The 25,121-nt window shown below is 65.8% G+C and carries 26 protein-coding genes; 15 read left to right on the forward strand and 11 right to left on the reverse strand.

Annotated features, from left to right (window positions below):
- Positions 1–63 precede the first annotated feature (63 nt).
- Positions 64–1,260: a glutamine-hydrolyzing carbamoyl-phosphate synthase small subunit gene (carA, locus tag ACQR1H_RS04705; protein ID WP_316179737.1), complete on the reverse strand. Its 1,197-nt coding sequence runs from the start codon at positions 1,258–1,260 to the stop codon at positions 64–66.
- 191 nt (positions 1,261–1,451) lie between these two features.
- Between carA and ACQR1H_RS04710 the strand changes: the two genes are divergently transcribed.
- The 4 genes from ACQR1H_RS04710 to ACQR1H_RS04725 all read left to right on the forward strand — a co-directional run bounded on the left by ACQR1H_RS04710 (position 1,452) and on the right by ACQR1H_RS04725 (position 5,484).
- Positions 1,452–1,907: a GatB/YqeY domain-containing protein gene (locus ACQR1H_RS04710; protein ID WP_315717508.1), complete on the forward strand. Its 456-nt coding sequence runs from the start codon at positions 1,452–1,454 to the stop codon at positions 1,905–1,907.
- Between the two features lie 302 nt (positions 1,908–2,209).
- On the forward strand, positions 2,210–3,817 hold the full coding sequence (locus tag ACQR1H_RS04715; RefSeq protein WP_434887906.1) for an acyl-CoA synthetase: 1,608 nt from the start codon (positions 2,210–2,212) through the stop codon (positions 3,815–3,817).
- Positions 3,818–4,172: 355 nt separating this feature from the next.
- Complete coding sequence (locus tag ACQR1H_RS04720) at positions 4,173–4,949, forward strand: DUF2189 domain-containing protein (protein ID WP_316179733.1); 777 nt, start codon at positions 4,173–4,175, stop codon at positions 4,947–4,949.
- 112 nt (positions 4,950–5,061) lie between these two features.
- Positions 5,062–5,484 carry a hypothetical protein gene (locus ACQR1H_RS04725; RefSeq protein ID WP_434887905.1) on the forward strand — a complete coding sequence of 141 codons (423 nt, stop codon included), beginning with the start codon at positions 5,062–5,064 and terminating at the stop codon, positions 5,482–5,484.
- 13 nt (positions 5,485–5,497) lie between these two features.
- Here ACQR1H_RS04725 and ACQR1H_RS04730 read toward each other — a convergent pair whose 3' ends face one another.
- Together ACQR1H_RS04730 and ACQR1H_RS04735 are read right to left on the reverse strand one after the other, a co-directional pair.
- The gene (locus ACQR1H_RS04730; protein WP_316236740.1) at positions 5,498–6,037 is read right to left on the reverse strand and encodes an SRPBCC family protein; all 540 of its coding nucleotides are present in this window, start codon (positions 6,035–6,037) and stop codon (positions 5,498–5,500) included.
- A complete protein-coding gene (locus ACQR1H_RS04735; protein ID WP_316179731.1) occupies positions 6,030–6,344 on the reverse strand; it encodes an ArsR/SmtB family transcription factor in 315 nt (104 codons plus the stop codon). The genes ACQR1H_RS04730 and ACQR1H_RS04735 overlap by 8 nt, the downstream gene beginning before the upstream one ends.
- Positions 6,345–6,486: 142 nt before the next feature.
- Here ACQR1H_RS04735 and ACQR1H_RS04740 point away from each other — a divergent pair, with 142 nt between their 5' ends.
- On the forward strand, positions 6,487–7,107 hold the full coding sequence (locus ACQR1H_RS04740; RefSeq protein ID WP_315802652.1) for a LysE family translocator: 621 nt from the start codon (positions 6,487–6,489) through the stop codon (positions 7,105–7,107).
- A 70-nt stretch (positions 7,108–7,177) separates the two neighbouring features.
- Here ACQR1H_RS04740 and ACQR1H_RS04745 read toward each other — a convergent pair whose 3' ends face one another.
- Both ACQR1H_RS04745 and ACQR1H_RS04750 read right to left on the reverse strand, forming a co-directional pair.
- Positions 7,178–8,014 carry a PhzF family phenazine biosynthesis protein gene (locus ACQR1H_RS04745; RefSeq protein WP_434907221.1) on the reverse strand — a complete coding sequence of 279 codons (837 nt, stop codon included), beginning with the start codon at positions 8,012–8,014 and terminating at the stop codon, positions 7,178–7,180.
- A gap of 25 nt (positions 8,015–8,039) precedes the next feature.
- The gene (locus tag ACQR1H_RS04750) at positions 8,040–8,243 is read right to left on the reverse strand and encodes a hypothetical protein (protein ID WP_315802654.1); all 204 of its coding nucleotides are present in this window, start codon (positions 8,241–8,243) and stop codon (positions 8,040–8,042) included.
- 26 nt (positions 8,244–8,269) lie between these two features.
- On the opposite strand from ACQR1H_RS04750, the gene ACQR1H_RS04755 reads away from it, so the two are divergent.
- Complete coding sequence (locus tag ACQR1H_RS04755) at positions 8,270–9,679, forward strand: PLP-dependent aminotransferase family protein (RefSeq protein WP_316217913.1); 1,410 nt, start codon at positions 8,270–8,272, stop codon at positions 9,677–9,679.
- A 4-nt stretch (positions 9,680–9,683) separates the two neighbouring features.
- Here the strand turns inward: ACQR1H_RS04755 and ACQR1H_RS04760 are convergent, their stop codons facing one another.
- Positions 9,684–10,487 carry an N-formylglutamate amidohydrolase gene (locus ACQR1H_RS04760; protein ID WP_315802656.1) on the reverse strand — a complete coding sequence of 268 codons (804 nt, stop codon included), beginning with the start codon at positions 10,485–10,487 and terminating at the stop codon, positions 9,684–9,686.
- A gap of 250 nt (positions 10,488–10,737) precedes the next feature.
- Here ACQR1H_RS04760 and ACQR1H_RS04765 point away from each other — a divergent pair, with 250 nt between their 5' ends.
- The 4 genes from ACQR1H_RS04765 (at position 10,738) to rpoD (ending at position 16,705) form a co-directional block, all read left to right on the forward strand.
- Positions 10,738–11,562, forward strand: coding sequence for a transglutaminase-like domain-containing protein (locus ACQR1H_RS04765; protein ID WP_315802657.1), 825 nt, complete (start codon positions 10,738–10,740; stop codon positions 11,560–11,562).
- A 37-nt stretch (positions 11,563–11,599) separates the two neighbouring features.
- Positions 11,600–12,010 (forward strand): gamma-glutamylcyclotransferase family protein, encoded by a 411-nt coding sequence (locus ACQR1H_RS04770; RefSeq protein WP_315802658.1) that lies wholly within the window; start codon positions 11,600–11,602, stop codon positions 12,008–12,010.
- Positions 12,011–12,177: 167 nt separating this feature from the next.
- A complete protein-coding gene (gene dnaG / locus ACQR1H_RS04775; protein WP_434887901.1) occupies positions 12,178–14,184 on the forward strand; it encodes a DNA primase in 2,007 nt (668 codons plus the stop codon).
- Between the two features lie 412 nt (positions 14,185–14,596).
- On the forward strand, positions 14,597–16,705 hold the full coding sequence (gene rpoD, locus ACQR1H_RS04780; RefSeq protein ID WP_315802660.1) for an RNA polymerase sigma factor RpoD: 2,109 nt from the start codon (positions 14,597–14,599) through the stop codon (positions 16,703–16,705).
- Between the two features lie 121 nt (positions 16,706–16,826).
- Here rpoD and ACQR1H_RS04785 read toward each other — a convergent pair whose 3' ends face one another.
- Complete coding sequence (locus tag ACQR1H_RS04785) at positions 16,827–17,117, reverse strand: DUF6881 domain-containing protein (RefSeq protein ID WP_409997933.1); 291 nt, start codon at positions 17,115–17,117, stop codon at positions 16,827–16,829.
- 140 nt (positions 17,118–17,257) lie between these two features.
- Between ACQR1H_RS04785 and ACQR1H_RS04790 the strand changes: the two genes are divergently transcribed.
- From ACQR1H_RS04790 to ACQR1H_RS04800, 3 genes are all read left to right on the forward strand, one after another.
- Positions 17,258–17,380: a hypothetical protein gene (locus ACQR1H_RS04790; protein WP_315802661.1), complete on the forward strand. Its 123-nt coding sequence runs from the start codon at positions 17,258–17,260 to the stop codon at positions 17,378–17,380.
- A 41-nt stretch (positions 17,381–17,421) separates the two neighbouring features.
- A complete protein-coding gene (locus ACQR1H_RS04795) occupies positions 17,422–19,605 on the forward strand; it encodes a tetratricopeptide repeat protein (protein ID WP_434907222.1) in 2,184 nt (727 codons plus the stop codon).
- Between the two features lie 405 nt (positions 19,606–20,010).
- Entirely contained in the window at positions 20,011–20,946 is a 936-nt protein-coding gene (locus ACQR1H_RS04800) for a DUF817 domain-containing protein (protein WP_434907223.1), read from the forward strand.
- A 147-nt stretch (positions 20,947–21,093) separates the two neighbouring features.
- On the opposite strand, the gene ACQR1H_RS04805 is transcribed toward ACQR1H_RS04800, so the two are convergent.
- Positions 21,094–21,330 carry a hypothetical protein gene (locus ACQR1H_RS04805; protein ID WP_316217907.1) on the reverse strand — a complete coding sequence of 79 codons (237 nt, stop codon included), beginning with the start codon at positions 21,328–21,330 and terminating at the stop codon, positions 21,094–21,096.
- 207 nt (positions 21,331–21,537) lie between these two features.
- Here ACQR1H_RS04805 and ACQR1H_RS04810 point away from each other — a divergent pair, with 207 nt between their 5' ends.
- Positions 21,538–21,912 (forward strand): thiol-disulfide oxidoreductase DCC family protein, encoded by a 375-nt coding sequence (locus ACQR1H_RS04810; RefSeq protein WP_315802867.1) that lies wholly within the window; start codon positions 21,538–21,540, stop codon positions 21,910–21,912.
- A 100-nt stretch (positions 21,913–22,012) separates the two neighbouring features.
- Here the strand turns inward: ACQR1H_RS04810 and ACQR1H_RS04815 are convergent, their stop codons facing one another.
- The 3 genes from ACQR1H_RS04815 to ACQR1H_RS04825 form a co-directional block, all read right to left on the reverse strand.
- Positions 22,013–22,333: a hypothetical protein gene (locus ACQR1H_RS04815; RefSeq protein WP_316179716.1), complete on the reverse strand. Its 321-nt coding sequence runs from the start codon at positions 22,331–22,333 to the stop codon at positions 22,013–22,015.
- A gap of 156 nt (positions 22,334–22,489) precedes the next feature.
- Positions 22,490–23,005, reverse strand: coding sequence for a hypothetical protein (locus ACQR1H_RS04820; RefSeq protein WP_316179714.1), 516 nt, complete (start codon positions 23,003–23,005; stop codon positions 22,490–22,492).
- Between the two features lie 83 nt (positions 23,006–23,088).
- Positions 23,089–24,033, reverse strand: a complete 945-nt coding sequence (locus tag ACQR1H_RS04825) for an OmpA family protein (protein WP_434907377.1) — start codon at positions 24,031–24,033, stop codon at positions 23,089–23,091.
- Positions 24,034–24,311: 278 nt separating this feature from the next.
- On the opposite strand from ACQR1H_RS04825, the gene ACQR1H_RS04830 reads away from it, so the two are divergent.
- Positions 24,312–25,118 carry a lytic murein transglycosylase gene (locus ACQR1H_RS04830; protein ID WP_434907224.1) on the forward strand — a complete coding sequence of 269 codons (807 nt, stop codon included), beginning with the start codon at positions 24,312–24,314 and terminating at the stop codon, positions 25,116–25,118.
- Positions 25,119–25,121: the final 3 nt, after the last annotated feature.

Consider the following 25,121-nt stretch of genomic DNA (forward strand, 5'->3'; position numbering starts at 1 on the left):
ATTGCGGACAGAAAAATGCCCGGGACCAGCCCGGGCATTTCGAATTGTCTGGAGTCACCGGCCTCAGGCGGCGCTACGCTTCTTCTCGCGCATCAGCTCGGCAAAGCGTTGAAACAGATAGTGCGAGTCGCGCGGGCCGGGCGAGGCTTCCGGGTGGTACTGCACCGAGAACACCGGCTTGCCCTCGAGCTGGATGCCGCAATTCGAGCCGTCGAACAGCGAGATGTGGGTCTGCGTCGCGCCCGATGGCAGCGTATCCTGGTCGACAGCGAAGCCATGGTTCATCGAGGTGATCTCGACCTTGCCGGTGGTCTCGTCCTTGACCGGATGATTGGCGCCGTGATGGCCCTGATGCATCTTCTTGGTCTTGGCGCCGACCGCAAGTCCGAGCATTTGATGGCCGAGGCAGATGCCGAAGGTTGGCGTGCCCGACGAAATCACCTGCTGAATGACCGGCACGGCATATTTGCCGGTCGCCGCGGGATCGCCCGGTCCGTTCGACAGGAACACGCCGTCCGGCTTCATCGCCAGGATGTCCTCGGCCGGCGTCGTCGCCGGCACCACCGTCACCTTGCAGCCGACGCCGGCGAGCAGGCGCAGGATGTTGCGCTTGATGCCGTAGTCGATCGCGACGACGTTGAACTCCGGCTTGGTCTGCTGGCCGAAGCCCTCGTTCCACACCCAGGGGGTCTCGTCCCAGGTGAAGCGCTGGGCGGAAGTCACCATCGGCACGAGGTCCATGCCCTCCAGGCCCGGCCACTCCCGCGCTTCCTTCTTCAGGGCGTCGAGGTCGAAATGGCCGTCCCTGGCATGCGCGATCACGGCGTTCGGCATGCCCTTGGAGCGGATCAGCGCGGTCAGCGCCCTTGTGTCGATGCCGGACAGCCCGATGATCCCGCGCGCGCGCAGCCACTGGTCGAGATGGCGCGTGGCGCGGTAGTTCGATGGGTCGGTGATCGCCGTGCGCAGGATCACCCCGCGCGCGCCCGGCGTCGCCGCCATGTTCACCGTCTCGATATCCTCGTCGTTGGTGCCGACATTGCCGATATGCGGGAAGGTGAAGGTGATGAGCTGGCCGGCATAGGACGGATCGGTCAGGATCTCCTCGTAGCCGGTCATTGCGGTGTTGAAGCAGACCTCGCCCACCGCGTGGCCCTCGGCGCCGAGGCCGTAGCCTTCCAGCACCGTTCCATCGGCGAGCACGAGGAGCGCGGTCGGTTTATGGTCCGGCCAGGCGGCGTCAGTATCGATGTGTGTCATGAGGCCTCTACATAGTGCCCCTGGCGAGCGGCGTCAAAGCGGGAAGCGAGCGATTCACACGCGATTTCGGTCAATTTGCACGGAGAATGGCCTGGTTTACGAGTGAACGGCCGGAACGTATGCGGAACCGAGTTGTCTCGCCGGGACGAACCGCCTAGACCAGCCGCAACGGAATTCGAGAGGGCAAGATCATGCTGCGCGACGACATCAACAATGCGGTCAAGGAGGCGATGAAGGCCAAGGACGAGCGCAAGCTGTCCACCCTGCGCATGGTCAACTCGACCTTGAAGAACGCCGACATCGCCGCGCGCGGCGAAGGCAAGCCGCCCTTGACCGACGCCGACGTGCTCGCGGTGCTGCAGAAGATGATCAAGCAGCGTCAGGAATCGGTCGAGCTGTATGAAAAGGGCGGCCGCGCCGAGCTCGCCGCCGGCGAGCGCGAGGAAATCGCGGTCATCTCGGCCTATCTGCCGAAGCAGATGAGCGACGACGAGGTGAAGACCGCCATCTCCGCTGCGGTCGCCGAGACTGGCGCCGCCGGCATGAAGGACATGGGCAAGGTGATCGCCGTGCTGAAGGCGAAGTATACCGGCCAGATGGATTTCGCCAAGGCGAGCGCGCTGGTGAAGGCGGCGCTGTCGGGCTAGCCACCGCCTATTTTTGCGCACGGCGCGAGCCGCACGGGCAGTGCGCTCCCTCTCCCCGTTCTTCACGGGGAGAGGGTTGGGGTGAGGGGCAGACGCACGGGAAGTGCTGGTGGTGAGACCTGTACCCCTCACCCGGATTGCATCTTCGATGCAATCCGACCTCTCTCCCGCATCCGCCTTCGCTCTTCGAGCTACGGCGGACAAGAGCGGGGTGACGTAAGGAGACCGTGCAAGCGCCCATGCAATCGCCACCTCATGGGCGAAGCGCTTGAACTAACAACCGAGAGGGAAACGCCTCCTCCATGCTCAAGGAAACGTCCGACTACGAACAGCTCACGCGCGACTTCCGCTGGGACATCCCGGCGCAGTTCAACATCGCGGTCGCGACCTGCGATCGCCACGCCGACGGCTCCAGGCGTCTGGCGCTGATCGTCGTCGAGGAGGACGGCGCCGCACGGCGCGTCTCATTCGATGAGCTGCGGGAGCACTCCTGCCGCTTCGCCAACGTATTGAAGGCCGATGGTCTCGCGCAGGGCGACCGCGTCGCGGTGTTCCTGTCGCAGTCGCTGGAGCTGCCGATCGTCCATTTGGCGGCGTTTCGCGCCGGTCTCGTCTCGGTGCCGCTGTTCACGCTGTTCGGCGAGGACGCGCTGCAATTCCGGCTGCAGAACTCCGGCGCCAAGGTCGTCGTCACCGACACCACGGGCCTTGCGAAGCTTGCGCGCATTCGCGACCATCTGCCGGAGCTCAAGACGATCTATGTCACTGACGGCGACGGCCCCGGCGCCCGGCCGTTCTGGTCGACGCTGAAGCGCGCCTCGGATCAATTCCCGACCGTCGCCACGTCAAGCGACGACCCTGCCATCATCATTTACACCTCGGGCACGACCGGTAATCCCAAGGGCGCGCTGCACGCCCATCGCGTGCTGCTCGGGCATCTGCCCAATGTCGAGATGGTGCACGGCTTCCTGCCGAAGCCAGGCGACGTGATGTGGACGCCGGCGGACTGGGCCTGGATCGGCGGCCTGTTCGACGCGCTGTTTCCGGCCTGGTATCACGCGGTGCCGGTGATCGGTTATCGCGCGAAGAAATTCGAGCCGCAGGCCGCAATGCAACTGATGGCCGACTACGCCGTCCGCAACGTATTCCTGCCGCCGACGGCGCTGAAGCTGATGCGGCAGGCCAACGTCAAGCACGAGGGGGTCCGGCTGCGCAGCATCCTCACCGGCGGCGAGTCGCTCGGCGCCGAGCTGCTCGACTGGGTGCGCGCGACTTTCGGCATCGATGCGCACGAGATCTACGGCCAGACCGAGTGCAATCTCGTGGTCGGCAACAATGCAAAGCTGTTTCCGATCCGGCCGGGCTCGATGGGCAAGGCGACGCCCGGCTTCCAGGTTCTGATCGTCAACGACAAGGGCGAGGAGCTGCCGCGCGGCGAGAGGGGCATCATCGGCGTGCGCCAGCCCAACCCCTGCACCATGATAGAATATTGGCGCAATCCGGAGGCGACGCGGAAGAAGTTCGCGGGCGACGTGCTGCTGACCGGCGATCTCGGCACCCAGGATGACGACGGCTATTTCTGGTATGCGAGCCGCGAGGACGACGTCATCACGTCGGCCGGATATCGCATCGGCCCGGCGGAAATCGAGGACACGCTGCTCAAGCATCCGGCGGTCGCGCTGGCGGCCGTCGTGGGCATTCCCGACCCGGTGCGCACCGAGGCCATCAAGGCGTGGATCGTGCTGCGGCCCGGCTTCGTTGCAAATGACACGCTATCGCGAGAGATCCAGGACTTCGTCAAGGTGAAGCTCGCCGCGCATGAATACCCCCGCCACGTTGAATTCACCGACACCCTGCCGATGACGGCGACCGGCAAGGTGCTGCGGCGGGAGTTGAGGGCGCGGGGGTAGGGGCGGCGGTCCGACCGCCTTTTCGTCGGTAGTCGCTGAGATGTAAAGCAAGGTGGCGCGGCACGCTCGGTGCACCTCGCCCCGCTTGCGGGGAAGGTCGGATTGCATCGTCAGATGCAATCCGGGTGAGGGGGGACAGGTCTCGCCACGGACACTTCCCGTGCGTTTGCCCCTTACCCCAACCCTCACCCCGTAAGAACGGGAGAGGGAGCATACCGTCCGTGCTGTGAGAGCCTCATCGTCGGACGAGATGTGAAGGTCACGCCCTTATCCTCTGCCTACAAGTTGAAATTGAAATCCCCGCCCTCCCGCTGTTAGCATCGGTGCAAAGAACAACAGTCTGGAGGGTACGCCGATGACCGCATCCGTCTCGGGACGATCCGATCCCGTGGTGCGCCGCATCACCACGGCCGATATTGCCGAGGCCTTGACGCAAGGCCTCCGCGATTTTCAGGCTCAGCCCATGTTCGGCCTTGCTTTCGGGCTGATCTACGTGCTCGGCGGCATCAGCATCGTGCTGTGCGTCACCGCCTTCGGCATGGTCTACTTGGCCTATCCGCTGGCCGCGGGGTTTGCGCTGATTGGCCCGTTCGTCGCGATCGGTCTCTATGAGGTCAGCCGCCGCCGCGAACTCGGCCAGCCGATGTCCTATGGCGGGATCTGGCGCACGATCACTTCGCGCGGCGAGATCGGCTGGATGGCGTTCGTGACGCTATTCTTCTTCATCATCTGGATGTACCAGGTGCGCCTCCTGATCGCGCTGCTGCTCGGGCTCAATGCTTCTTTCTCCAGCATCAGGGAGTTCATGACCGTGGTGCTGACGACCAACGAAGGTCTGCTCTTCCTCGCGATCGGCAATCTCGACGGCGCCGCCCTGTCGCTGGTGCTGTTCTCGCTCACGGTCGTGTCGTTTCCGCTGCTGCTGGAGCGCGACGTCGATTTCGTGACGGCGATGATCACCAGCGTGCGCGCGGTCGTGACCAGTCCCGGCCCGATGATCGGCTGGGCCGCCGTCATCACCGTGCTGCTGATCATCTCGGCATTGCCGTACTTCCTGGGACTGCTGGTCACCGTGCCGGTGCTGGGCCATGCGACCTGGCATCTGTACCGCCGGATCGTAGCTCCGGCGTAAGGCAAGGGCGAGCCGCGACGAAGGTTCGATGGAGCATGGACGCCCTCGAACGGGCTCGTTTCGAAACGCGGCTCGCCGGTGGTCCTTCCGGCGCCAATATCGGAGGAGAATGATGCCGGACAACATCGCGTTGTTTGCCACGATCGTCTTGTTGCTGCCAATGTTCTATCTGCTGCTGGCCGCGCCGGCCTTTCTGCTGGTGCGGCTCGACATCGTGCCGGTCACCCGGCTCCTGCGCGGCATGTTCGACTCCTACTTCGTGGCGCTTTCGATCGCTGGTGGCATCGGCGTGCTGGTCGTTCTGGCCGACGGTCGCCCCGTTCTGGGGCTGGGCATTGGCCTGATCGCGGCGTTCGCGCTGCTCTCGCGCCGCTGGTTTCTGCGGCAGATGGACGCGCGCATCCGCGACAGGGATTCCGGCGATGCGACGGCCGTGCGTCGGCTGCGCCGGTTACATTGGGGTGGCATGCTGAGCAATGCGGTCCAGGTCGGCGTTGTTCTCGCCAGCATCCCACAGATCGCTGCGGTATCGTAGCAGGCCTTGTCGTTCAAGGCACTGCAATCCCCATCGCCTTCAGGGCCGCCAGCATGCGCGTCGGCGGCGTCATCTTCACCGCGAGCGGCTTGCCGGTCTCGAGCACGCTCTTGAGGCTCGACAGGATGGCCGGCCAGCCCTGGCGCCCGCCGGACAGGATGTCGTCGGAGAGCGGCCGCTCATGCGCTTCGGTCATCGTGAGACGGACGGCGTCGCCAGCCGGTTCGATCTCGTAGGTCACGAGCGTGCGGCCCAGTGCGTCGACGAGGCCCGGCCAGTTGACATCCCACGTGACCGTCAGCCGGTACGGCGGCTCGCAGACGATCACCTGGCCGCTGATGTGCTCGGAGCCGTCGGGCGCGCGCACGATGAAGGCGCCGCCCGCCTTCAGCTCGGCTTCAATCGCGAAGCCGAAGAAATATTGCCGGCTGAATTCGGCCGAGGTCAGCGCCTGCCACACCTTCTCCGGCGTCGCCGCGATGTAGATCGTGTACACCGTCTCCGGCTTGAAGTGCGCAAGATCGACGGCGTGGGTCTCCTTCGGGTCAGTCATCCCGTTCCTCCAATCGCTTCTTCAACTCACCGAGCGCGACGAGCTTGGCGCGCTCGAACTTCCTGATCCAGCGGTCGCCGATCTGGTGGATCGGCACCGGATTGAGGAAGTGCAGCTTCTCGCGGCCGTGCCGGAGCGTCGTGACCAGATTGGCCGCTTCCAGAATCGCCAGGTGCTTGGTCACCGCCTGCCGCGTCATGGCGAGGCCGTCGCAGAGCTCGGTCAAGGTCTGGCCGTTCCGCGCATGAAGCCTGTCGAGCAGCGCCCGCCGCGACGCATCCGCCAGCGCCTTGAAGACGTCGTCCATATGATGAAGAATAGGCAACCAAAAGGTTGCGTGTCAAGCGGAGCGCTGCAAGTTGTTCGACTTGGAATACGTCGAGATGTTGCAGCTTCCCTCTGCCGACATGCCGTGCATTAGTGACATCTCATCCACATCGAGGCGCCTCATGTCCCTGCAAGTCTATATCGCCTTCGTTGCCGCCTGCATCGGGCTTGCGCTGCTGCCCGGTCCCGTCGTGACGCTGCTGATCGCCAACGGTCTGCGTCACGGAACCCGTGCCGCGTTGATCAATATCGCCGGCGTGCAGACCGGGCTTGCGATCGCGATCGGCATCGTCGCTGTCGGCCTGACATCGCTGATGGCGACCATGGGCTATTGGTTCGAATGGGTGCGGCTGATCGGCGCGGCCTATCTGGTGTGGCTCGGCATTCAGCTCATCCGCTCGCCGATCGAGGGGATCTCGGCGGGCGAGGAGCCGCCTCCGCCGCCGCGCGGCGGCTTCTTCCTGCAGGGCCTGCTGGTGCTGCTGTCGAACCCGAAGGTGATGGTGTTCTTCGGGGCGTTCCTGCCGCAGTTCATGGACATGGGCCGGGATCACGTGCCGCAGGTCGGATTGCTCGGCGTCACCTTCATGGTGATCGCGGGTCTCACCGACGCGATCTATGCGCTGCTCGCGGGCCGTGCGCGAAAACTGTTCTCGGCCAGGCGGACCCGGCTGGTGTCGCGCATCTCCGGCGGCTTCATGATCGGGGGCGGGGTCTGGCTGGCGCTGACGCGGGCGCGGTGAGCCCGCATTGAGTTTAGGGCCTGCTCTCACCCCGGAGGGCCCGGGGGGGAGGGAGGAGGGGCCGTCGGCGTTACAGGCTGATCGTCCCCTTCACCACCGGCGCGACGTCGCCGCCGATCCAGATCGTGTCGCCGTCCTGCGCGACATGGACGCGGCCGGCGCGGCCGAGCACGGTGCCCTGGGACGCAACATATTGCTTCGGAGCAATTCCGGCTCCGATCAGCCATTGCGCCAGGCTTGCATTGAGGCTGCCCGTTACCGGGTCCTCGCCGCCGCCCCACATGAAGCCGCGGACCTCATAGTCGGCATCCGTGCCATCCTGCGCTCGATCCCATGGCGCGACCACGCCGATCGGCTGTTGCGGCAGCGCCGCCGGATTGAAGCGGATGTCGAGCAGCGCGCGGCGCGAGTCGAGGAGCACGCCGATCCAGCCCGGGCCGTTGTCGACCCACTGCACGGCGCGCATCGCGCTCGATTGGATGCCGAGCGCTGCTGCGATCCTGCTGGTCAGTTCGGCATCGACTTGGCCGGAGCGCCTGAGCGGCGGGGCTGCGAAGGCGAGCCGCTCTCCGTCGCGCCTGATGCGCACGAGGCCCGCGCCGCATTCCTGCACCACGTGTTCGCCCTTCGGCCGGCCGCCGAGCGCGAGCCATACGTGGCACGAGCCAAGCGTCGGATGGCCGGCAAAAGGCAGCTCGCGCTGCGGGGTGAAGATGCGCACGCGATAATCAGCGCCCGGATCCTGGGCACGCGACAGGAAGGTGGTCTCGGACAGGTTGGTCCAGTTGGCGATCGCCCGCATCGCCGCATCGTCGAGGCCGTCGGCCTCGGCGATCACGGCGAGCGGGTTGCCCTTGAAGGCGACCTTGGAGAACACGTCGACTTGATGGAACGTAAGCGTCGGCATTTCGGTGTCCTCCTCGTCGTCGTTGTCAGTCGCGCCAGAACGGCTTGTTGGCCTCTTCCTGGACGATCGCCGGATCAAGGCCGCAGTCGCGCATCTGGTCGCGGTCCAGCATTGCCAGTTCGGACCGCCAGAACAGGCGCTGCAGCCAGAGTTGCGGCACCCCGAGCAAATTGCTCTTTCCGTGGGCAACTTGCGGAGTTGCCCAACGCTGCGCCAGGGAATATGCCATGAGTCACCTATTGCTCTTCAATTGCGTTGTTCGAAGAGCAATCGCGCCATACATATCTCGGTGCAATCGAAACATTGCTCTCGGTACAATATAGCATGAATGCTTCGTATACGGCCCTGGTCGACGACATCGCCGAGGACATCGCCAACGGCAGGCTGAAGGCCGGTGACCGGCTGCCGCCGCAGCGCCAGTTCGCCTATGAGCGGGGAATTGCCGCATCCACGGCAGCCCGCGTCTATGCCGAATTATTGCGCAGGGGCCTGGTCGTGGGCGAGGTTGGGCGCGGCACCTTCGTCGCGGGTGAGGCGGTGCCGGTGCCACCCTCGCTGCGGCTGGAGCCGTTCGACGGCCGCATCGATCTCGAATTCAATTTTCCGACCCTGCCGGATCAGGCGGCCCTGATCGCGAAGTCGCTGGCCGCGTGGCAGCGGCCGGAGAAGCTGGCGCCGGTGCTGGCGCCGATCACGCAGCGTCGGCTGGCCGAGGCCGGGCGCACCGCCGCGGCCTTCTTCGCCAGCGAGCGCTGGCGCCCGCGCGCGGAGAATTTCGTCTTCGCCGGCAGCGGGCGGCAGTCGCTTGCCGCGGCGATCTCGGCGCTGGTGCCGGTCGGCGGCCGGCTCGGCGTCGAGGCCGTGACCTATCCAATGATCAAGGGCATTGCGGCGCGGCTCGGCGTGACCCTGGTGCCGCTCGCGATGGACGGCGAGGGCATCCGTCCGGAGGCGCTGACCAAGGCGCATCGCAGCAGCGCGCTCAACGCGATCTACATCCAGCCGGTGATGCAGAATCCGCTCGGCCTGACGATGAGCGAGGCGAGGCGCGAGGAGATCGTGCGTCTGGTGCGCAAGCACGAGCTGATGATCATCGAGGATCTGGTCTACGGCTTCCTCAGCGATCAGGTCTCGCTGGCGACGCAGGCCGAGGAGCGTGTCGTCGTGGTCGACAGCCTTGCCAAGCGGCTCGCGCCGGGGATTGCCGTCGGCTTTCTCTACGTGCCGGCAAGCATGCGCGAAAAATTCGCCGCCACGGTGCGCACCGGGGCCTGGTCGGTGACGTCGCTGGCGCTGGCCGCCGGCATGGGGCTGCTCGCCGACGGCACGGCGGCCGAGATCACCAGGCGCAAGCGCGCCGATGCGCTGGTGCGCCAGGCGATCGTCGCCGAGTGCCTCGCCGGCCATCACATCGAGGCCGATCCGCGCTCCTACCATGTCTGGCTGCACCTGCCGGAGGGCTGGCGCGCCGAAGCCTTGACGGCCGCAGCAGCCCGTGCCGGCATCGCGATCACCCCGGCGAGCGCCTTTGCGGTGGCGCACGGTCATTCACCGAACGCGGTAAGGCTCGCGCTCGGCCTGCCAAGCCACGAGGATCTGCGCACAGCTCTGTGGCGGCTTGCCGGATTGCTGTCGCATCACGACGCCTCCGACATGACGGAGTAGCAGGCTACGCGAGGCCCTTGCTGCGCAGCTCGGCCTCGATCTCGCCGAGAATGCGGATCAGCCGCTCGGCCCAGCGCTGCTGGCCCTCGGGCTCGGCGATTTCGTTCTGACGAATCTCGATGCCGGAATTGATCAGCCCGCGCGCCTCGCCATGCACGGGGATGGTGTAGTCGGTGCCGTCGCCGACCGCATAGGGCTGATTGTCGCCCACCACGAGATCGGGCTCGGCCCGCAGCGCCTTCAACAGCAGCGGCGGCAGCACACGGTCGTGCTGATACAGCGTGCCGATGTGCCAGGGCCGCCCGATGCCGGCATAGACGGGCGTGAAGCTGTGCAGCGAGACGAGGATGGTCGGCCGCCCCGCGACCTTGCGCGCATCGAGCACCGCGGTGATGCGGTCGTGATAGGGATCGAAGATGGCGCGCCGCCGCAGCTCGGCGTCCTCATGCGTCAGGCCCTCATTGCCGGGGATCGTGGTGCGCTCGCTGATCATCGGAATCGCGTTCGGCGCCTTCGGCGAGCGGTTGCAGTCGATCACCAGCCGCGAATAGCGCTGCGCGATCAGATGCGCATCTAGCGCGCGCGACACGGCCTCCGCCACGCCGGCGATGCCGATGTCCCAGGCGATGTGCCGCTCCAGTTCGCTCTCGTCGAGGCCGAGATTACCGAGTGCCCGCGGCAGCAGGCGGCCGTAATGATCGCAGGTGAAGACCAGCGCGGAGGCGCCATCCTGGTTCTGCTCGTAGACCGGCGGAACTTCGTCGCCCTGAAGGAGTCTTTTCGTATCGGTCGCGCGCGGCTGATTCATGATCACGTTCGTTGCTCATTCAGGCGGCATGACGATCTGCAATTGAGCAGGGGCCAATCTGGATCGGATCGCCGAAAACCGCGATGATGATTCGATGACGATGCCGATCCCGCGAGGCGATCACAAGGCCTGATATGGCCGGACCCGATCGGTTCTGTGGGTGGCGTTCGCGTCAGGCCGTCAGCGCCGCCGAGCCGCGTGCTGAGACCATCGAACACGCCGAGAGCCGCGCGTGCGGAAGAGGGGACTGATGGAGATCAAGGTCGGGTTCGAGATCGCCTACGCCGCGCCCGCGGCGACGCCGATGGTGATCATGCTGTCGATCCATCCCTCGCGCCGCCAGGACATCGTTGGCGCCGAGACCATCGTCGCCGAGCCGGGCGTGCCGATCAGCTTCTACCGCGACAGCTTCGACAACATCTGCGGCCGCCTGGTGGCGCCGAGCGGCGGTGTCACCTTCCACGGCAGCGCCATCGTGCGTGATACGGGCTTGCCCGATCTCGTCGAGCCCGCCGCGCAGCAACTGCCGATCGACCAGCTGCCGGACGATCTGCTGCTGTATCTGATGCCGAGTCGCTATTGCGAGACCGACAAGCTGACCGACGTCGCCTGGTCGCTGTTCGGCAGCGTGCCGGCGGGCTGGGCGCGCGTGCAGGCGATCTGCGACTTCGTCCACGATCATGTCAGCTTCGGCTATGAGCATGCGCATCACATGAAGTCGGCACACGACGTCTATCAGCAGCGCACCGGCGTCTGCCGCGACTTCGCGCATCTGGCGCTGACCCTGTGCCGCTGCATGGGCATCCCGGCGCGCTATTGCACCGGCTACATGGGCGACATCGGCATTCCGCCGGAGCCCTATCCGATGGATTTCTCAGGCTGGTTTCAGGCCTATCTCTCGGGCGAGTGGTACACGTTCGACGCCCGCCACAACGTGCCGCGCATCGGCCGCATCCTGATGGCCACGGGGCGCGATGCCGCCGACGTCGCACTGTCGACCTCGTTCGGCCGGATGACGCTGACCAAATTCCACGTCGTCAGCGACGAGATCGTGGCGGCCCGCGGCGTGGCGTGAAGCTGGCCTCGCCGCGCGAGGCCGGCTATGCAGGGCGATGACCTCCGACACGACATCCGATCTCCTGTTCGTCTACGGCACCTTGATGCGTGGCTTCGACCATCCGATGGCGCGGTTGCTGTCGGCCAACGCCGATTTCGTCGCCGAGGCCAGTTGCCGCGGCCGGCTGTACCGGATCCAGCATTATCCCGGCCTCGTGCTCTCGGATGACGCCGTGGATGCCGTCCATGGCGAGCTGTTCCGGCTGCGCCAGCCCGAGCCCATGCTGCGCGAGTTCGACATGTACGAGGCCTGTGGCGAGGGCTTCGCGCAGCCGACCGAGTACCTGCGTCAGCGCCTCAGCGTCACGCTGGCCGACGGCTCGGCCCGCGAGGCCTGGACCTATGTCTACAACTGGCCGGTCGACGAGGCCGCCCGCATCGCCTCGGGGCGCTTTCTGGCGCCTTGATCCCCTCTCTCCTCCCGTCATTCCGCGGCGCGCCCTGCGGTCGCCCCGGAATGACTGAAGGAGAGAGCAGGGCCTGTGAATAGCCCGGACAAGGGCGAGGAAGTTCACATTTCGTACACGGGTGCCTATATGCGTAAGTCCATCAACACAGGACCACCGCCTCACCCATGGCCCGCTTCACGCCGGAATTTCTCGATGAGCTGCGCGCCCGGCTTCCGGTCTCGGACGTCGTCGGCAAGCGCGTGAAGCTCAAGAAGGCCGGGCGCGAGTGGAAGGGGCTGTCGCCGTTCCAGCAGGAGAAGACGCCGTCCTTCTACGTCAACGACCAGAAGGGTTTTTATCACGACTTCTCCTCCGGCAAGCATGGCAACATCTTCGACTTCGTGATGGAGACTGAGGGCTGCTCGTTCCCTGAGGCGGTCGAGCGGCTGGCGGGGATCGCCGGCCTGGCCTTGCCCGCGGTGACGCCCGACGCGGCGCGCCAGGAGCGGCAGCGCAAGACGCTGTATGACGTGATGGAGCTGGCGGCGAAGTTCTTTTCTGACACGCTGGCGTCCCGTCATGGCGCGCGCGCCCGTGGCTATCTTGCCGATCGCGCGATCCTGCCGCAGACGCAGCTCCAATTCCGGCTTGGCTACGCGCCGCCGGATCGGTTCGGCTTGAAGGAATATCTTGGCGCCCAGGGCGTGCCGGTGGCCGACATGGTTGAGGCGGGATTGCTGGTCGGCGGCGACGACATTCCCGTGCCGTACGACCGCTTCCGCGACCGCGTGATGTTTCCGATCACCGATCTCCGTGGACGCGTCATTGCCTTCGGCGGCCGCGCGCTGCAGAAGGACGTGCCGGCGAAATACCTGAACTCGCCGGAGACGCCGCTCTTCCACAAGGGCGACAACCTCTACAACCTGCCGAGCGCTCGTCAGGCCGCGCATAACGGCGCGCCGATGATCGTGGTCGAGGGCTATGTCGACGTCATCGCGCTGGTGGCGGCCGGCTTTGCCGGCGCCGTGGCGCCGCTCGGCACCGCACTGACCGAGAGCCAGCTTTCGTTGATCTGGAAGATGGTGGACGAGCCGATCCTCTGCTTCGACGGCGACCGCGCCGGCCAGAAGGCAGCCTATCGTGCCGCGGACCTTGCTTTGCCGCATCTCAAGCCCGGCAAGAGTCTCCGCTTCGCGCTGCTGCCGGAGGGACAGGATCCCGACGACCTCGTCCGCTCCGGCGGCCGCGGCGCGGTCGAGGAGGTGCTCAAGGTCGCAAAACCTCTCGCCGAGGTGATCTGGTCGCGCGAGATCGAGGGCGGCAGCTTCAGCACCCCGGAGCGCCGCGCCGCGCTGGAGGCGCGGATCGGTCAGCTCACCGGCGGCATCGCCGACGAGGTGGTACGGCGCTACTACAAGCAGGATCTCAGCGACCGGCTGTACCGGGCGTTCGCGCCGGACGGTGGCCGGGGCTTTGGCCGCGGCTACGGTGCCGAATCAGGACGGCGGTTTGGCCCCCGCAGTCCCGGTTCCGGACAGCCGGGGCGGTTATCCACAGGGGGCGGCCGCCGCGGCGGCGCGCCATCCACAGGACCCGCGATGGCCCGCGGACCCTACCAGGCGGCGAGCCCCCAGCTCGCCATGAGCCCGATCATGCGCGGCCAGCGCTCGGCGATCTCGCGCCGGGAGGCGCTGATCCTGCAGTGCCTGATCAACCACCCCTGGATCCTGCACGACCACCTCGAGGAGGTCGCAGCCCTCGAACTGGCCCATCCCGAGGCGCACAAGCTCCGCGCCGCCATCATCGCGGCCTTCGCCCACGACCACCACCATTCGCCGGACCCGGACGAGCAGGCCGAGAAGATGCGGGCCGACCTGGAGAAGTCAGGCTTTTCCGAGCTTCTTCAACGGGTTGAGCGAGCGATCACGACCGCTGCGGTGTGGGCGGCGAAGCCCGGCGCGGCGCGCGATGACGTTCTTGCGACCTGGCACCAGCTCGTTGCCTTGCATCGGCAATGGCACTCCTTACTTAGGGAATTGAAGGATGCCGAGCTTGCCTTGGGCGAGGAGCCGAGCGAGCCGAACATGGGCTGGTTGAGGGACGTGAAGGCCAGGATGGCCGAGGTGGACGGCACCGAAGCGCTGATCGAAGGCTTCGGGGAACTGTCCGGTCGCACCAACCGCAACGTGTAGACCGGATGCCCGGCGCCCTGTCGCGAACTGAGCACATTTCGACCCGGTCCGCTTGCGCGGTCTCGGGTCCGCGCGAAAAGACTCGCCAAATCCATGGTTTGGCTGCAAAAACAGGGTTAATCGAAGTTTAAGAGGTCCGGGGCATTTTCTGCAGCAGATGGGTTGGTTTCGCTGTCGGACACCGCGCCTGCATGTCGGGCGCCGGATTCGATTGCAAAACCGGTATCGCTTTTGCAAGAAACGCGCGCCGGTCCGAAAACGGGACGACACCAGCGACAGACTTCAGGGGGTGGCGACGTTGAATGTGCGCCGCCCTTTCCGCGTCGAGAACAGTTTGAGTAGAGCAGGCGGGCGCCGCGATGCCAAGGGCGAAGATGCCACGGGCGGAGCGGGCGCGTTTCGGGAGCAATGAATGGCCACGAAGGCAAAGACGCTGCAGGTGAAGGACAAGGAAAAGGACGACAAGGCCGCGGACGCTCCTGAGAAGGACGCCGCCGATGCGCCTTCGCCGTTGCTCGACCTGTCGGACGCCGCCGTCAAGAAGATGATCAAGCAGGCCAAGAAGCGCGGCTTCGTGACCTTTGATCAGCTCAACGAGGTCCTGCCTTCCGACACCACCTCGCCGGAACAGATCGAAGACATCATGTCGATGCTATCAGACATGGGCATCAACGTGACCGAGGCCGAGGAGGCCGACGAGTCCGACGAGAAGGACGACGGCGAGGACGAGACCGACAACGAGCTCGTCGAGATCACCCAGAAGGCCGTCACCGAGGTCAAGAAGTCGGAGCCCGGCGAGCGCACCGATGATCCCGTGCGCATGTATCTGCGCGAGATGGGCACCGTCGAGCTCTTGTCGCGCGAGGGCGAGATCGCGATCGCCAAGCGCATTGAGGCCGGCCGCGAGGCGATGATCGCAGGGCTCTGCGAGAGCCCGCTGACCTTCCAGGCCATCATCATCTGGCGCGACGAGCTCAACGAAGGCAAGATCTTCCTTCGCGACATCATCGATCTCGAAGCCACTTATGCCGGCCCGGAAGCCAAGGGCGGTATGAATCCGCAGATCGCCGCGCCCGTGAATGGCGAGGGCGCTCCGGCCGAGGGCGGCGACGTCCAGGCCGCGGTCGCGCCGCCGGCCGCGCCGCAGCAGCCGACTCCGTTCCGGGCCGCACCGAACGGCGCGCCCGCCGAGGAGAAGGATCCCGGCGAGGCGGCGGCCGAAGCCGACATGGACGACGACGAGTTCGAGAACCAGATGTCGCTCGCCGCCATCGAGGCCGAGCTGAAGCCGAAGGTCGTGGAGACCTTCGACAAGATCGCGTCCGAGTACAAGAAGCTGCGCCGCCTGCAGGAGCAGGACATCGCCAACCAGCTCCAGAGCGAGTCGCTGTCGCCGTCGCAGGAGCGCAAGTACAAGAAGCTCAAGGACGAGATCATCGTCGAGGTGAAGTCGCTGCGCCTCAACCAGGCCCGCATCGACAGCCTCGTCGAGCAGCTCTACGACATCAACAAGAAGCTGGTCTCGTTCGAGAGCCGGCTGATGCGGCTTGCCGATTCCCACGGCGTCGCGCGCGAAGACTTCCTGCGCAACTACCAGGGCTCCGAGCTCGATCCGCGCTGGCTCAACCGCGTCTCCAAGCTCTCCGCAAAAGGCTGGAAGAACTTCGTCCATTACGAGAAGGACCGCATCAAGGACCTGCGCCAGGAGGTGCAGGCGATGGCCGCGCTCACCGGTCTCGAGATCGGCGAATTCCGCAAGATCGTGCATTCGGTGCAGAAGGGCGAGCGCGAGGCCCGTCAGGCCAAGAAGGAGATGGTGGAAGCCAACCTCCGTCTCGTGATTTCGATCGCCAAGAAGTACACCAACCGCGGCCTGCAGTTCCTCGACCTGATCCAGGAAGGCAACATCGGCCTGATGAAGGCGGTCGACAAGTTCGAGTACCGCCGCGGCTACAAGTTCTCGACCTACGCCACCTGGTGGATCCGGCAGGCGATCACCCGCTCGATCGCCGACCAGGCCCGCACCATCCGCATCCCCGTGCACATGATCGAGACGATCAACAAGATCGTCCGCACCTCGCGCCAGATGCTGAACGAGATCGGCCGCGAGCCGACCCCGGAGGAGCTCGCCGAGAAGCTCGGCATGCCCCTGGAGAAGGTGCGCAAGGTCCTCAAGATCGCCAAGGAGCCGCTCTCGCTTGAAACCCCCGTCGGCGACGAGGAGGATAGCCACCTCGGCGACTTCATCGAGGACAAGAACGCCATCCTGCCGATCGACGCCGCCATCCAGTCGAACCTGCGCGAAACCACCACCCGCGTGCTCGCCTCGCTCACCCCCCGCGAAGAGCGCGTGCTGCGCATGCGCTTCGGCATCGGCATGAACACCGACCACACGCTGGAAGAGGTCGGCCAGCAGTTCTCGGTGACGAGAGAGCGTATCCGCCAGATCGAGGCCAAGGCGCTGCGTAAGTTGAAGCATCCGTCGAGGTCAAGGAAGCTGCGGTCGTTCCTGGACAACTAATCACTGCATCAGTCGTCATTGCCGGGCTTGACCCGGCAATCCATCAAGGGACAACGGCGGACCGAGAGGTTCGCCGTTTTAGTTTGTGATCCATGTAAGCCAGGCAATTTGTCGACGTGACCTAACGCGCACGCCTGGCGCTCCAACGGCGCTCGAACTCTTCCTTCGAAATCTCTTCCGCCACGAATTGAGGATCCTGCCCGATCTCGTCGATGGGAGGAACAGCTATCTTCCCGAGCCGCGTCCGATCTGTCGCCTCGGTCGCGGTTGCGAAGCCGATGCTGCCGTCCCGAAAGATCTCCAGCTTTCGCGTCTCGAAGCGCTCGCCGTCGAGTTCGCTCCAGCGTTTTGCAAACCCTGGCGGCGACAGTGATGCGTAGGGTGGGCAAAGGCACGTGCACGGTGTCGAGATTGGCGACGGTGTCGTGCGCCGTGCCTACCGCGGCAGGCGGCCAATTGTGGGCACGCGCCGCCTTCGGCGGCGCTTCGCCCACCGTACGCATTAAGTTGGTACTCTGACGGCGATGGACGTGACGCGCTGCGGAAGGACCAATGACGGCATTCACCCAGCAAATTCCCGCAGAAAACATGGTTAATGAATTGTTTACGCTTGTCATCGAAGGTTCGGCGGGCGACCGAATGACGCCTGCATTCCGGCACTCTGCCCCGTCGTGACAGAACTTGGCGATGGCGGCTGATCCCTGGACGTTTTCAGCATGCAGCCAGCCTTGCGGAAAGGCGATGAGATCGCCGACCTGTTCGCCCGGGCGAGTGCGTTTCACCGCTCCGGCGATCTGGCCAAGGCTCAGGCCGGCTACAAGAAAATCCTCAAGAAGCGGCCGAACCATTTCGGCGCGCTTTATATGCTTGGACTGTCCGAGCACCAGAGCAACAATTCGGAGTCGGCGGAGCGCCTTCTGAAGCGGGCGCTGCTGGTCGACCCGCAAAACGTTGCGGCAAGGTATGCGCGGGCGGTCGTCCTGTCCGCGCTCCAGCGCGGCGACGAAGCGCTGACCTGCTTCGACGATCTCCTGGCCTTGAAACCGGATTTCTTCGAGGCGCAGCTGGAACGCGGCAAGCTGTTGTCGCGCCTCCAGCGCTTCGCGGAGGCGGTCGTCAGTTTCGACAACGCCCTCCGGATCAATCCGCAGCACCTCGACGTGTTGATGAACAAGGGCGAAGCGCTGCACTATCTCGGCCGGTTCGCCGATGCGATCGCATGCTACGACCAGCTTCTCGCGGCGAAACCCACGCATCTGGCCGCCATCATCAATCGAGGCTGCGCGTTCAAGGATCTGCGTCGATCCGATGAGGCGATCGCCGAATTCAACCGGGCGCTGGCCCTTGCGCCCGACGACACCACGGCGCTGATCAATCGCGGCGAGACGTTCCTCCAGCTCAAGCGTAACGACGACGCGCTCGCTGATTTCGACCGGGTGATCGCGCTCGATCCGCAATTCACCCTGGGCTGGCTCGGCCGCGCCAACGTCCTGATGCTCAACAAGCGGGTGAGCGAGGCGCTGGAGGCCTGCCAGCGCGCCGTTACGATCGAGCCGAACTCCGCGAAAGCGCTGAGCCAGATCGGTCAATGTCATGCGCTGATGGGCGATGCAGAGGCGGCTGTCGCACTTTTCGATCGGGCGCTCGCGATCGACCCGGCCGACGAAGTCGCACTGGCGAACCGCATCTTCTCGTTGGATTTCTGCGATGTCGGCTATGCGGAGCACCAGGCCGTCCGATCGGAGTGGTGGCGCCGGATCGGATCCAGGATCGCAGAGAGGCATCCGCCTGATCATACCAATGATCTTGACCCTCACCGACGGATCGTCGTGGGATATGTGTCGGGCGACTTCAAGGAGCATTCCGCCGCCCGCACGATCCGGCCCGTGCTGCAGAACCACGACAAATCGCAGGTCGGGGTGATCTGCTATTCGAACTCACCGGTCCAGGACGAGATCACCGAGACGTTCCGGGCGGCTGCTGATCGATGGCACGACGTGATGCAATGGTCCGACGATCAGCTCACGGATGCCATCCGGTCCGACCGGGTCGACATTCTCGTCGACCTGTCCGGACACTCCCGCGGCAATCGGCTGGCCACCTTCGCGCGCAAGCCGGCCCCCATCCAGGTCACCGCCTGGGGCCACGCGACCGGCACCGGTCTGGCGACGATGGACTACCTGTTCGGCGATCCCGTCATGGCGCCGCTCGAGGTGCGTCACCTGTTCACCGAGCAGATCTATGATCTGCCATGCCTGATCATCATCGAGCCGCCTCCGGCGGGGCTGCGCAGCCTCGAGGCGCCCGTGACGTCCAATGGCCATGTGACTTACGGCGCGTTCACCCGGGCGAACCGCTTATCGAGCGCCGTCCTCGACGTCTGGGCCCGCATCCTGCGCGCCGATGTAAGCGCCCGGCTGCTCGTCAAGGACTATCTGCTTGGCGATGCTGCGATCCAGGCCCGGCTGCTGGCTGACTTCGCCGCGCGCGGCATCGCGCCGGATCGCATCGACCTGATGGGGCCGACCTCTCGCGACGAGCATCTGGCCGCCCACCGGCTCATCGACATCTGGCTCGATCCATTTCCCAATGGCGGCGGCGTCTCGGCCTGGGAAGCCCTGCACATGGGCTTGCCGGTCGTGTCGAAGCTCGGCAACGGGATGTGCAGCCGCGCCGGCGGCGCGATCCTGACGGCGATCGGCATGGCCGACTGGGTCGCCACGACCGATGATGAGTATGTGGACATCGCTTTGCGGTCGACGCCGGACCGGCTCAGGATGATCCGTCACCAGCTTCCCGACCTCATCGCCGCACGTTGTGGTCCGGCCATCTACACCAGGGCCGTCGAAGCGGCCTATCGCGAGATGTGGCAGACCTATTGCCGCGGTCGACAGACCTAACAAGAAACAGTCATCGAGAAGCGGGAAGCCAAACGATCGTGCCGCAGGCGCAGCGGCGGTGACTGCGCCCTCGCCCCTTGTGGGAGAGGGCATGTAGGACAGTGCAACGACCTCGGTCGGGTGAGGGGTCTATCTCCCCGAGTTGCGCTCGCGGACAGAACCCCTCACCCAACCGAGCCCGCGGCTCCGCCAGCGCTGCCCTCTCCCACACGGGGCGAGGGCACTGCATCGCGCGGCGGTGGGGAGGTTGCAGGAAGGTTTGGAAGGTGGCGTCGAGGTGACGGGGGCCGACAAGGCCTCTTGTCCGCAGATGTCCGTGCCCTTGCCGCAAGAGGCTGAACTTTGCGCAGACGGCGTTGGGCGATCGACTGCTAGGGATTGGCGTCTCACCGGACGCGAACTCCCATGCACGACAACGAGGTTTCATCGGCCGCAGCGCAGTCCAGTGCCGCCGCCATCTGGCCGCCCCTGCGCCGCTTCATCGCCGCGGAGGCCCGCCTCGCGGCGCGTGCGGCCGAAACGCCGTGGACTGCCTTCCTCTATGAACTAAGTCGCTTCGGCGTGAAGCAGGGCTGGGCCTGCCTGTTCGGCGGCATCGCGCTGGCATTGATGCTTGTGACATGGCGGTTCTATCCGGCCGATGCGCCGCTGGCCCGGTACGACTTTCTCTTCCTCTGCATGCTCGCCGTCCAGGCCGCGCTACTCGCGGCAAAACTCGAGACCTTCGAGGAGGCCAAGGTCATCCTGGTCTATCACCTTGTCGGGACAGCGATGGAGCTGTTCAAGACCGCGACCGGCTCGTGGATCTATCCCGAGCCGAGCCTGATCCGCCTGGGTGGCGTGCCGCTGTTCTCCGGCTTCATGTATTCCTGCATCGGCAGCTATCTCTGCCGCGTCTGGCGGCTGTTCGATTTCCGCTTCACCGGCCATCCGTCGCGGCGCTGGCTGGTCGGGCTGAGCGCTGCGATCTATCTCAACTTCTTCACCGACCATTACAGGCTCGATCTGAGGCTCGTGCTGTTCGGCTGGGCCGCGCTGCTGTTCGCGCCGGCGACCGTCCACTTCAAGGTCTGGCGCGTGCACCGCTCGATGCCGCTGCTGCTCGGGCTGATCCTGGTGTCGCTGTTCATCTGGCTGTCGGAGAATATCGGCACGCTGTCGCGCACCTGGATCTATCCGGCGCAGGCCCAAGGCTGGGCCATGGTGTCGGTCACCAAGCTCGGCTCGTGGTTCCTGCTGCTGATCATCAGCTACACGCTGGTCAGCCTGATCAATCGGCCGCAGGAGATGGACACCCGGGAAAGCGTGCTGTTGCCGGAGCGACAGAAGCAAGCCGCATAGCGCCCTGCCGTAGGGTGGGCAAAGGCGCCTGCACGGTGTTGGGGCTGGCGCAGGTATCGCGTGCCGTGCCCACCGCGTTTCGCGGCAGGCACCTGATGGTGGGCACGCGCTGCGCGCTTTGCCCACCCTACGGCAGCGGGGCTTTCGCTACTTCTTCTTCGCGCCGACCCTCTCCAGCGACTTGATCGCCAGCGGCGGGCGGCCGGACTTTTCGGCGATGTCGCGGTCCTGCTCCATGATGAAGCCGCGGGCCGGCTCGTCGCCGTCGAGGCCGCCGAGCAGCTCGGCCGGCACCCGCCGGTTGGAGCGCTGCGAGCCGTCCTCATAGGTGACGTTGAAGAAGGCGAATTCGCCTTTGGGGTTGGTGCCGGGTTTCTTTGCCATGGTCGGCGGTCTACGGCGGCGGGGCCGGTCCGGTCAATGCAGGAAAATGCTTATCCGCTGCCCGAATTTGACTTTTCCGTCATATGATTTTCGTGGAATCGGAGGAGTGGCCGGGCACGGCCGCGGCCTCTCGAAAACTCCTCGAATTTGCCGGATGACAATGCGTTCATCGCGGCCCCGAACCCGCGGCGAATTCCCGACATGTCGATGCCCCAACTCACCGTCTGGTACAACACGCGCTGCCCGGTCTGCGACGCCGGCATCGACTGGCAGCGCAACAAGCTGCTGGCGCTGGTCAGGTCGGGGCGGGTCGCGTTCAGGGACATCAATGAAGAGCCGGAGGCGCTCGCCGCATTCGGCGCCGATGTCGACGCCGTCCGCCGCCGCCTGCACGCGACCGACGAGGAGGGGCAGTTGATCACCGGCGCCGACGTCGCGCTCTTGCTGTGGGCGCTGACGCCCGGCGAGGGCTGGCTCGCCAAGCTGTTCGGCAACCGTCTGGTGCGGCCACTGACGCGGTTCGGCTACGACCGGTTCGCCGATGTGCTGTTCGCCTGGAACAGGCGGAAGGGGCACTGGTGAGGGCGGCGATTGGACGCAGCGTGTCGCGCCGGCTTCAGTTTAACCTCTCCCCGCAAGCGGGGCGAGGGAGCACACTGCCGATGCGGCGCCCGTTCGCGTCCTAACCGCGCCGCGCCTTCACCCGCGCATGCACCCTTGTGCCGCCGCGCGGCTCGTCGTCATCGTCGCCGCGGCCGAGCGCCATGATCGCGGTGCCCATCGCGGTCGAGCCGAAGGTGACGAAGAACGAGCCGAGCAGCAGGCCGATGGCGACGCCGGGCGAGCGATCGGAGAAGATCAGGTGGCGCAGGCCGAAAGGGTCGAGCGCCAGCAGGCCGCCGACCAGCACCACGGCCATGCCGAGGCCGAGCGCGAGGTTGATCGCGAGCAGGCGGAACAGGGGGATCTGAAGCAGTCTGCGTCGTCGCTGGCCTGGCGGCATCGGCGATCTCCCGCGGATCGTGAACGACCTCGACATGGTAGCACCGGCCGCAACGGGCTCAAGGCCGAAGCCGTCCGGCAGGGACATGGCTGACGCGCCATCGCGGCGCGCCGTTTCTGGACGATGGCGCGCCGGGCAGGCCGCGCGCCGATGACCTCACGCCGCCTCGCCCTCGGCCACGCCATGCTGCTTGGCGATCACGCTCTGCCAGACGCTGGCGATCGCGCGCTGGGTCTCCGGCGCGATCAGGCAATGGCCCTCGGGATCGAAGCCGCAGAACCGCACAGACGGATCGTGCCTCGTCTCGATCAGCGCCTTGTTGATCATGTCCAGCGAGGCCATCACCTGGCCGATGTTCTGCAGCCGCGTATGATGCAGGATGTCGATCAGGCGGAACATCATCACCGGCGGCTGGCCGAGTGCGATGCCCGGGCGGCCGAACTCGAAGAACACGTTCACGGCCGGCAGCACGCCCTGGATCTGCGCCAGGATCTTGGCCGCATCGTCGGCCGAGCAGGCCACGAGGTGCGCGCCCGGCTCCGGCAGGGCGGGCGGTGCCGAGGGGGCCTCCGGCCCGAGCCCGAGTCCCGACAGCACCTGGTGCTCGATCCAGCGCCGCACCTCCGGTGGCGCCGAGCGGATCTGGTCGGCGGTCAACGTAATCCCGATCATGGCGTCGTCTCCAGTTTGGCCGCGGAGCTTAGGGAGCCACGATGGCACTGTCTTGACGAGGATCAAGCGGGTCGCGCGCCGTCTCAGGGCGCCACCAGCTCGACGCGCCGGTTGAGCGCGCGGCCTGCATCGGTCGCGTTGCTGCCAACCGGAGCGAGCAGGCCGACGCCCGCGGTGCGCAGCCGCGCCGGCGCGATGCGATAGCTCCGCGCCAGCTCGGCGGCGACCGCCTCGGCGCGCCGCCGCGACAGATCGAGATTGTAGTCGTAGCTGCCCTGATTGTCGGTGTGGCCGACGATGAAGACGCTGAGCTGCGGCTGGCCGGCGAGCAGCTGCGCGATCTGCTCCAGCGTCGGCCGGCTCTCCGGCTTCATCGTCGCCTTGTCGGTATCGAAATAGATGCCGTAGAGCGCGATGTGGCCCTTGTCGCCGAGGCCCTTCGCCATCTCGGCGGCGCTCACCATCTTGTTCTCCATCGCGCCGAGCTCGGCAATGGTGAGCTGGGCGTAGATCTGCTGGTTGTTCTGGCTGACCAGCACGCTGGCATAGGTCTCGAGTCCGCCTGCCGCCTTGTGGCCGGCGACATAGCGATAATCGAAGCCGTCGACCCACATCTGCGGCACCGGCAGCGCGTCGATCGCTTCGGTGAACGGGATGGCGCCGCAGCCATCGGTATCGCAGGCGAGGAGCGGCTCGAAGCCGGCCTTGGCGAGCTGGTTCTCGAAATTGCGCGACACTTCAAGGATCGAGGGACCGGGCGCGGTGCGATAGGCGATTCTGACGATGCGGCCTTCCGGGCGCCGCTCGTCGGTCGCCTTGCCATCCTTGAACGGCGCCGCCTGCATGCGCGCCGCATCGAAATCCTTGGCGACATAGCCGGTGATCACGCTGCCGGCGAAACGGCCGATGCCTGGATAATCCCTGGCTCCCGCGATGTCGCCGGGCTGGGCGGCTGCAGGCGCCAGCGTGTGACAGAGCAGAGCCGCGAACAGCGCGAGCTGCGTCAGTGCGCCGAGTCGGAACGTCATTCTCATGGGGGACCTCTCCAGGCAAAGGGCAGGCAAAGCGGGCTAACGCGTGTGGCGTGCAGAGGGCGCTCGATCAGCGCGCGCAAGGAATGCGACCGCGACGAAGACGCGCCTTGCATATGTGGCGGGGAGGCCGCGTTGCGTTCAAAGGAGCCGAAGACGCAATGCAGATCGGGGGCGATCCCTGCCGGCTGGCCTGCCGCCGCCAAATCGGGCATGGTGACCGCGCTTGGCGCCGCCTGTCCTCATCACGCTCTCATGCAGGGACCTTTCTTCTCATGCTCGTTGTCCGATCCCTCGTAGTTGTTGCGATCCTCTCATTTGCCTCTCCTGCCCTGGCCGCGCGCTGCGGCGGCGACTTCAATACCTTCATCGCAAACCTCTCGGCGGAGGCGCAGGGCGCTGGCGTCTCGGGCGGCACGATCAGCCAGGCACTGTCGGGCGTGACGCTCGATCCGGCCGTGCTCGCCTTCGACCGCCGCCAGCGCTACACCTTCAACAAGAGCTTCGAGCAGTACGTCTTGACCCGGGTCGGCGCGGGCCGCATCAATGGCGGGCGCGCGATGCTGCAGCGGCACGCGGCGCTGTTGTCGCGCATCGAGCAGCAATATGGCGTGCCGCGCCAGATCCTGGTCGCGATCTGGGGGTTGGAGACCGATTTCGGCAAGGGCGACATGGGCAAGCTGCCGGTGATCCGCACCTTGGCGACGCTCGCGCATGATTGCCGCCGCACCGAATTGTTCCAGGGCGAGCTGCTGGCGGCGCTGAAGATCGTCCAGCGCGGCGATCTCACTCTGCGCGATCTCGTCGGCGCCTTCGCCGGCGAGATCGGCCAGACCCAGTTCCTGCCGTCGTCCTACATCAAATACGGCGTCGACTTCGACGGCGACGGCCGCGTCGACCTGCGCCACTCGACCGCCGACGTGCTGGCCTCGACCGCCAACCTGCTGCACAGCAACGGCTTCAAGATGGGCGCGCCCTACGACGAGGGCTCGGCGAATTTCGAAGCCATGCGCGAGTGGAACAGGGCGGTGATCTACCGCAAGACCATCGGCTACTACGCCGATCAGTTGATCGGGCGGTAGCGC

Source organism: Bradyrhizobium sp. HKCCYLRH2015, assembly GCF_051168215.1.
Lineage (GTDB): Bacteria > Pseudomonadota > Alphaproteobacteria > Rhizobiales > Xanthobacteraceae > Bradyrhizobium.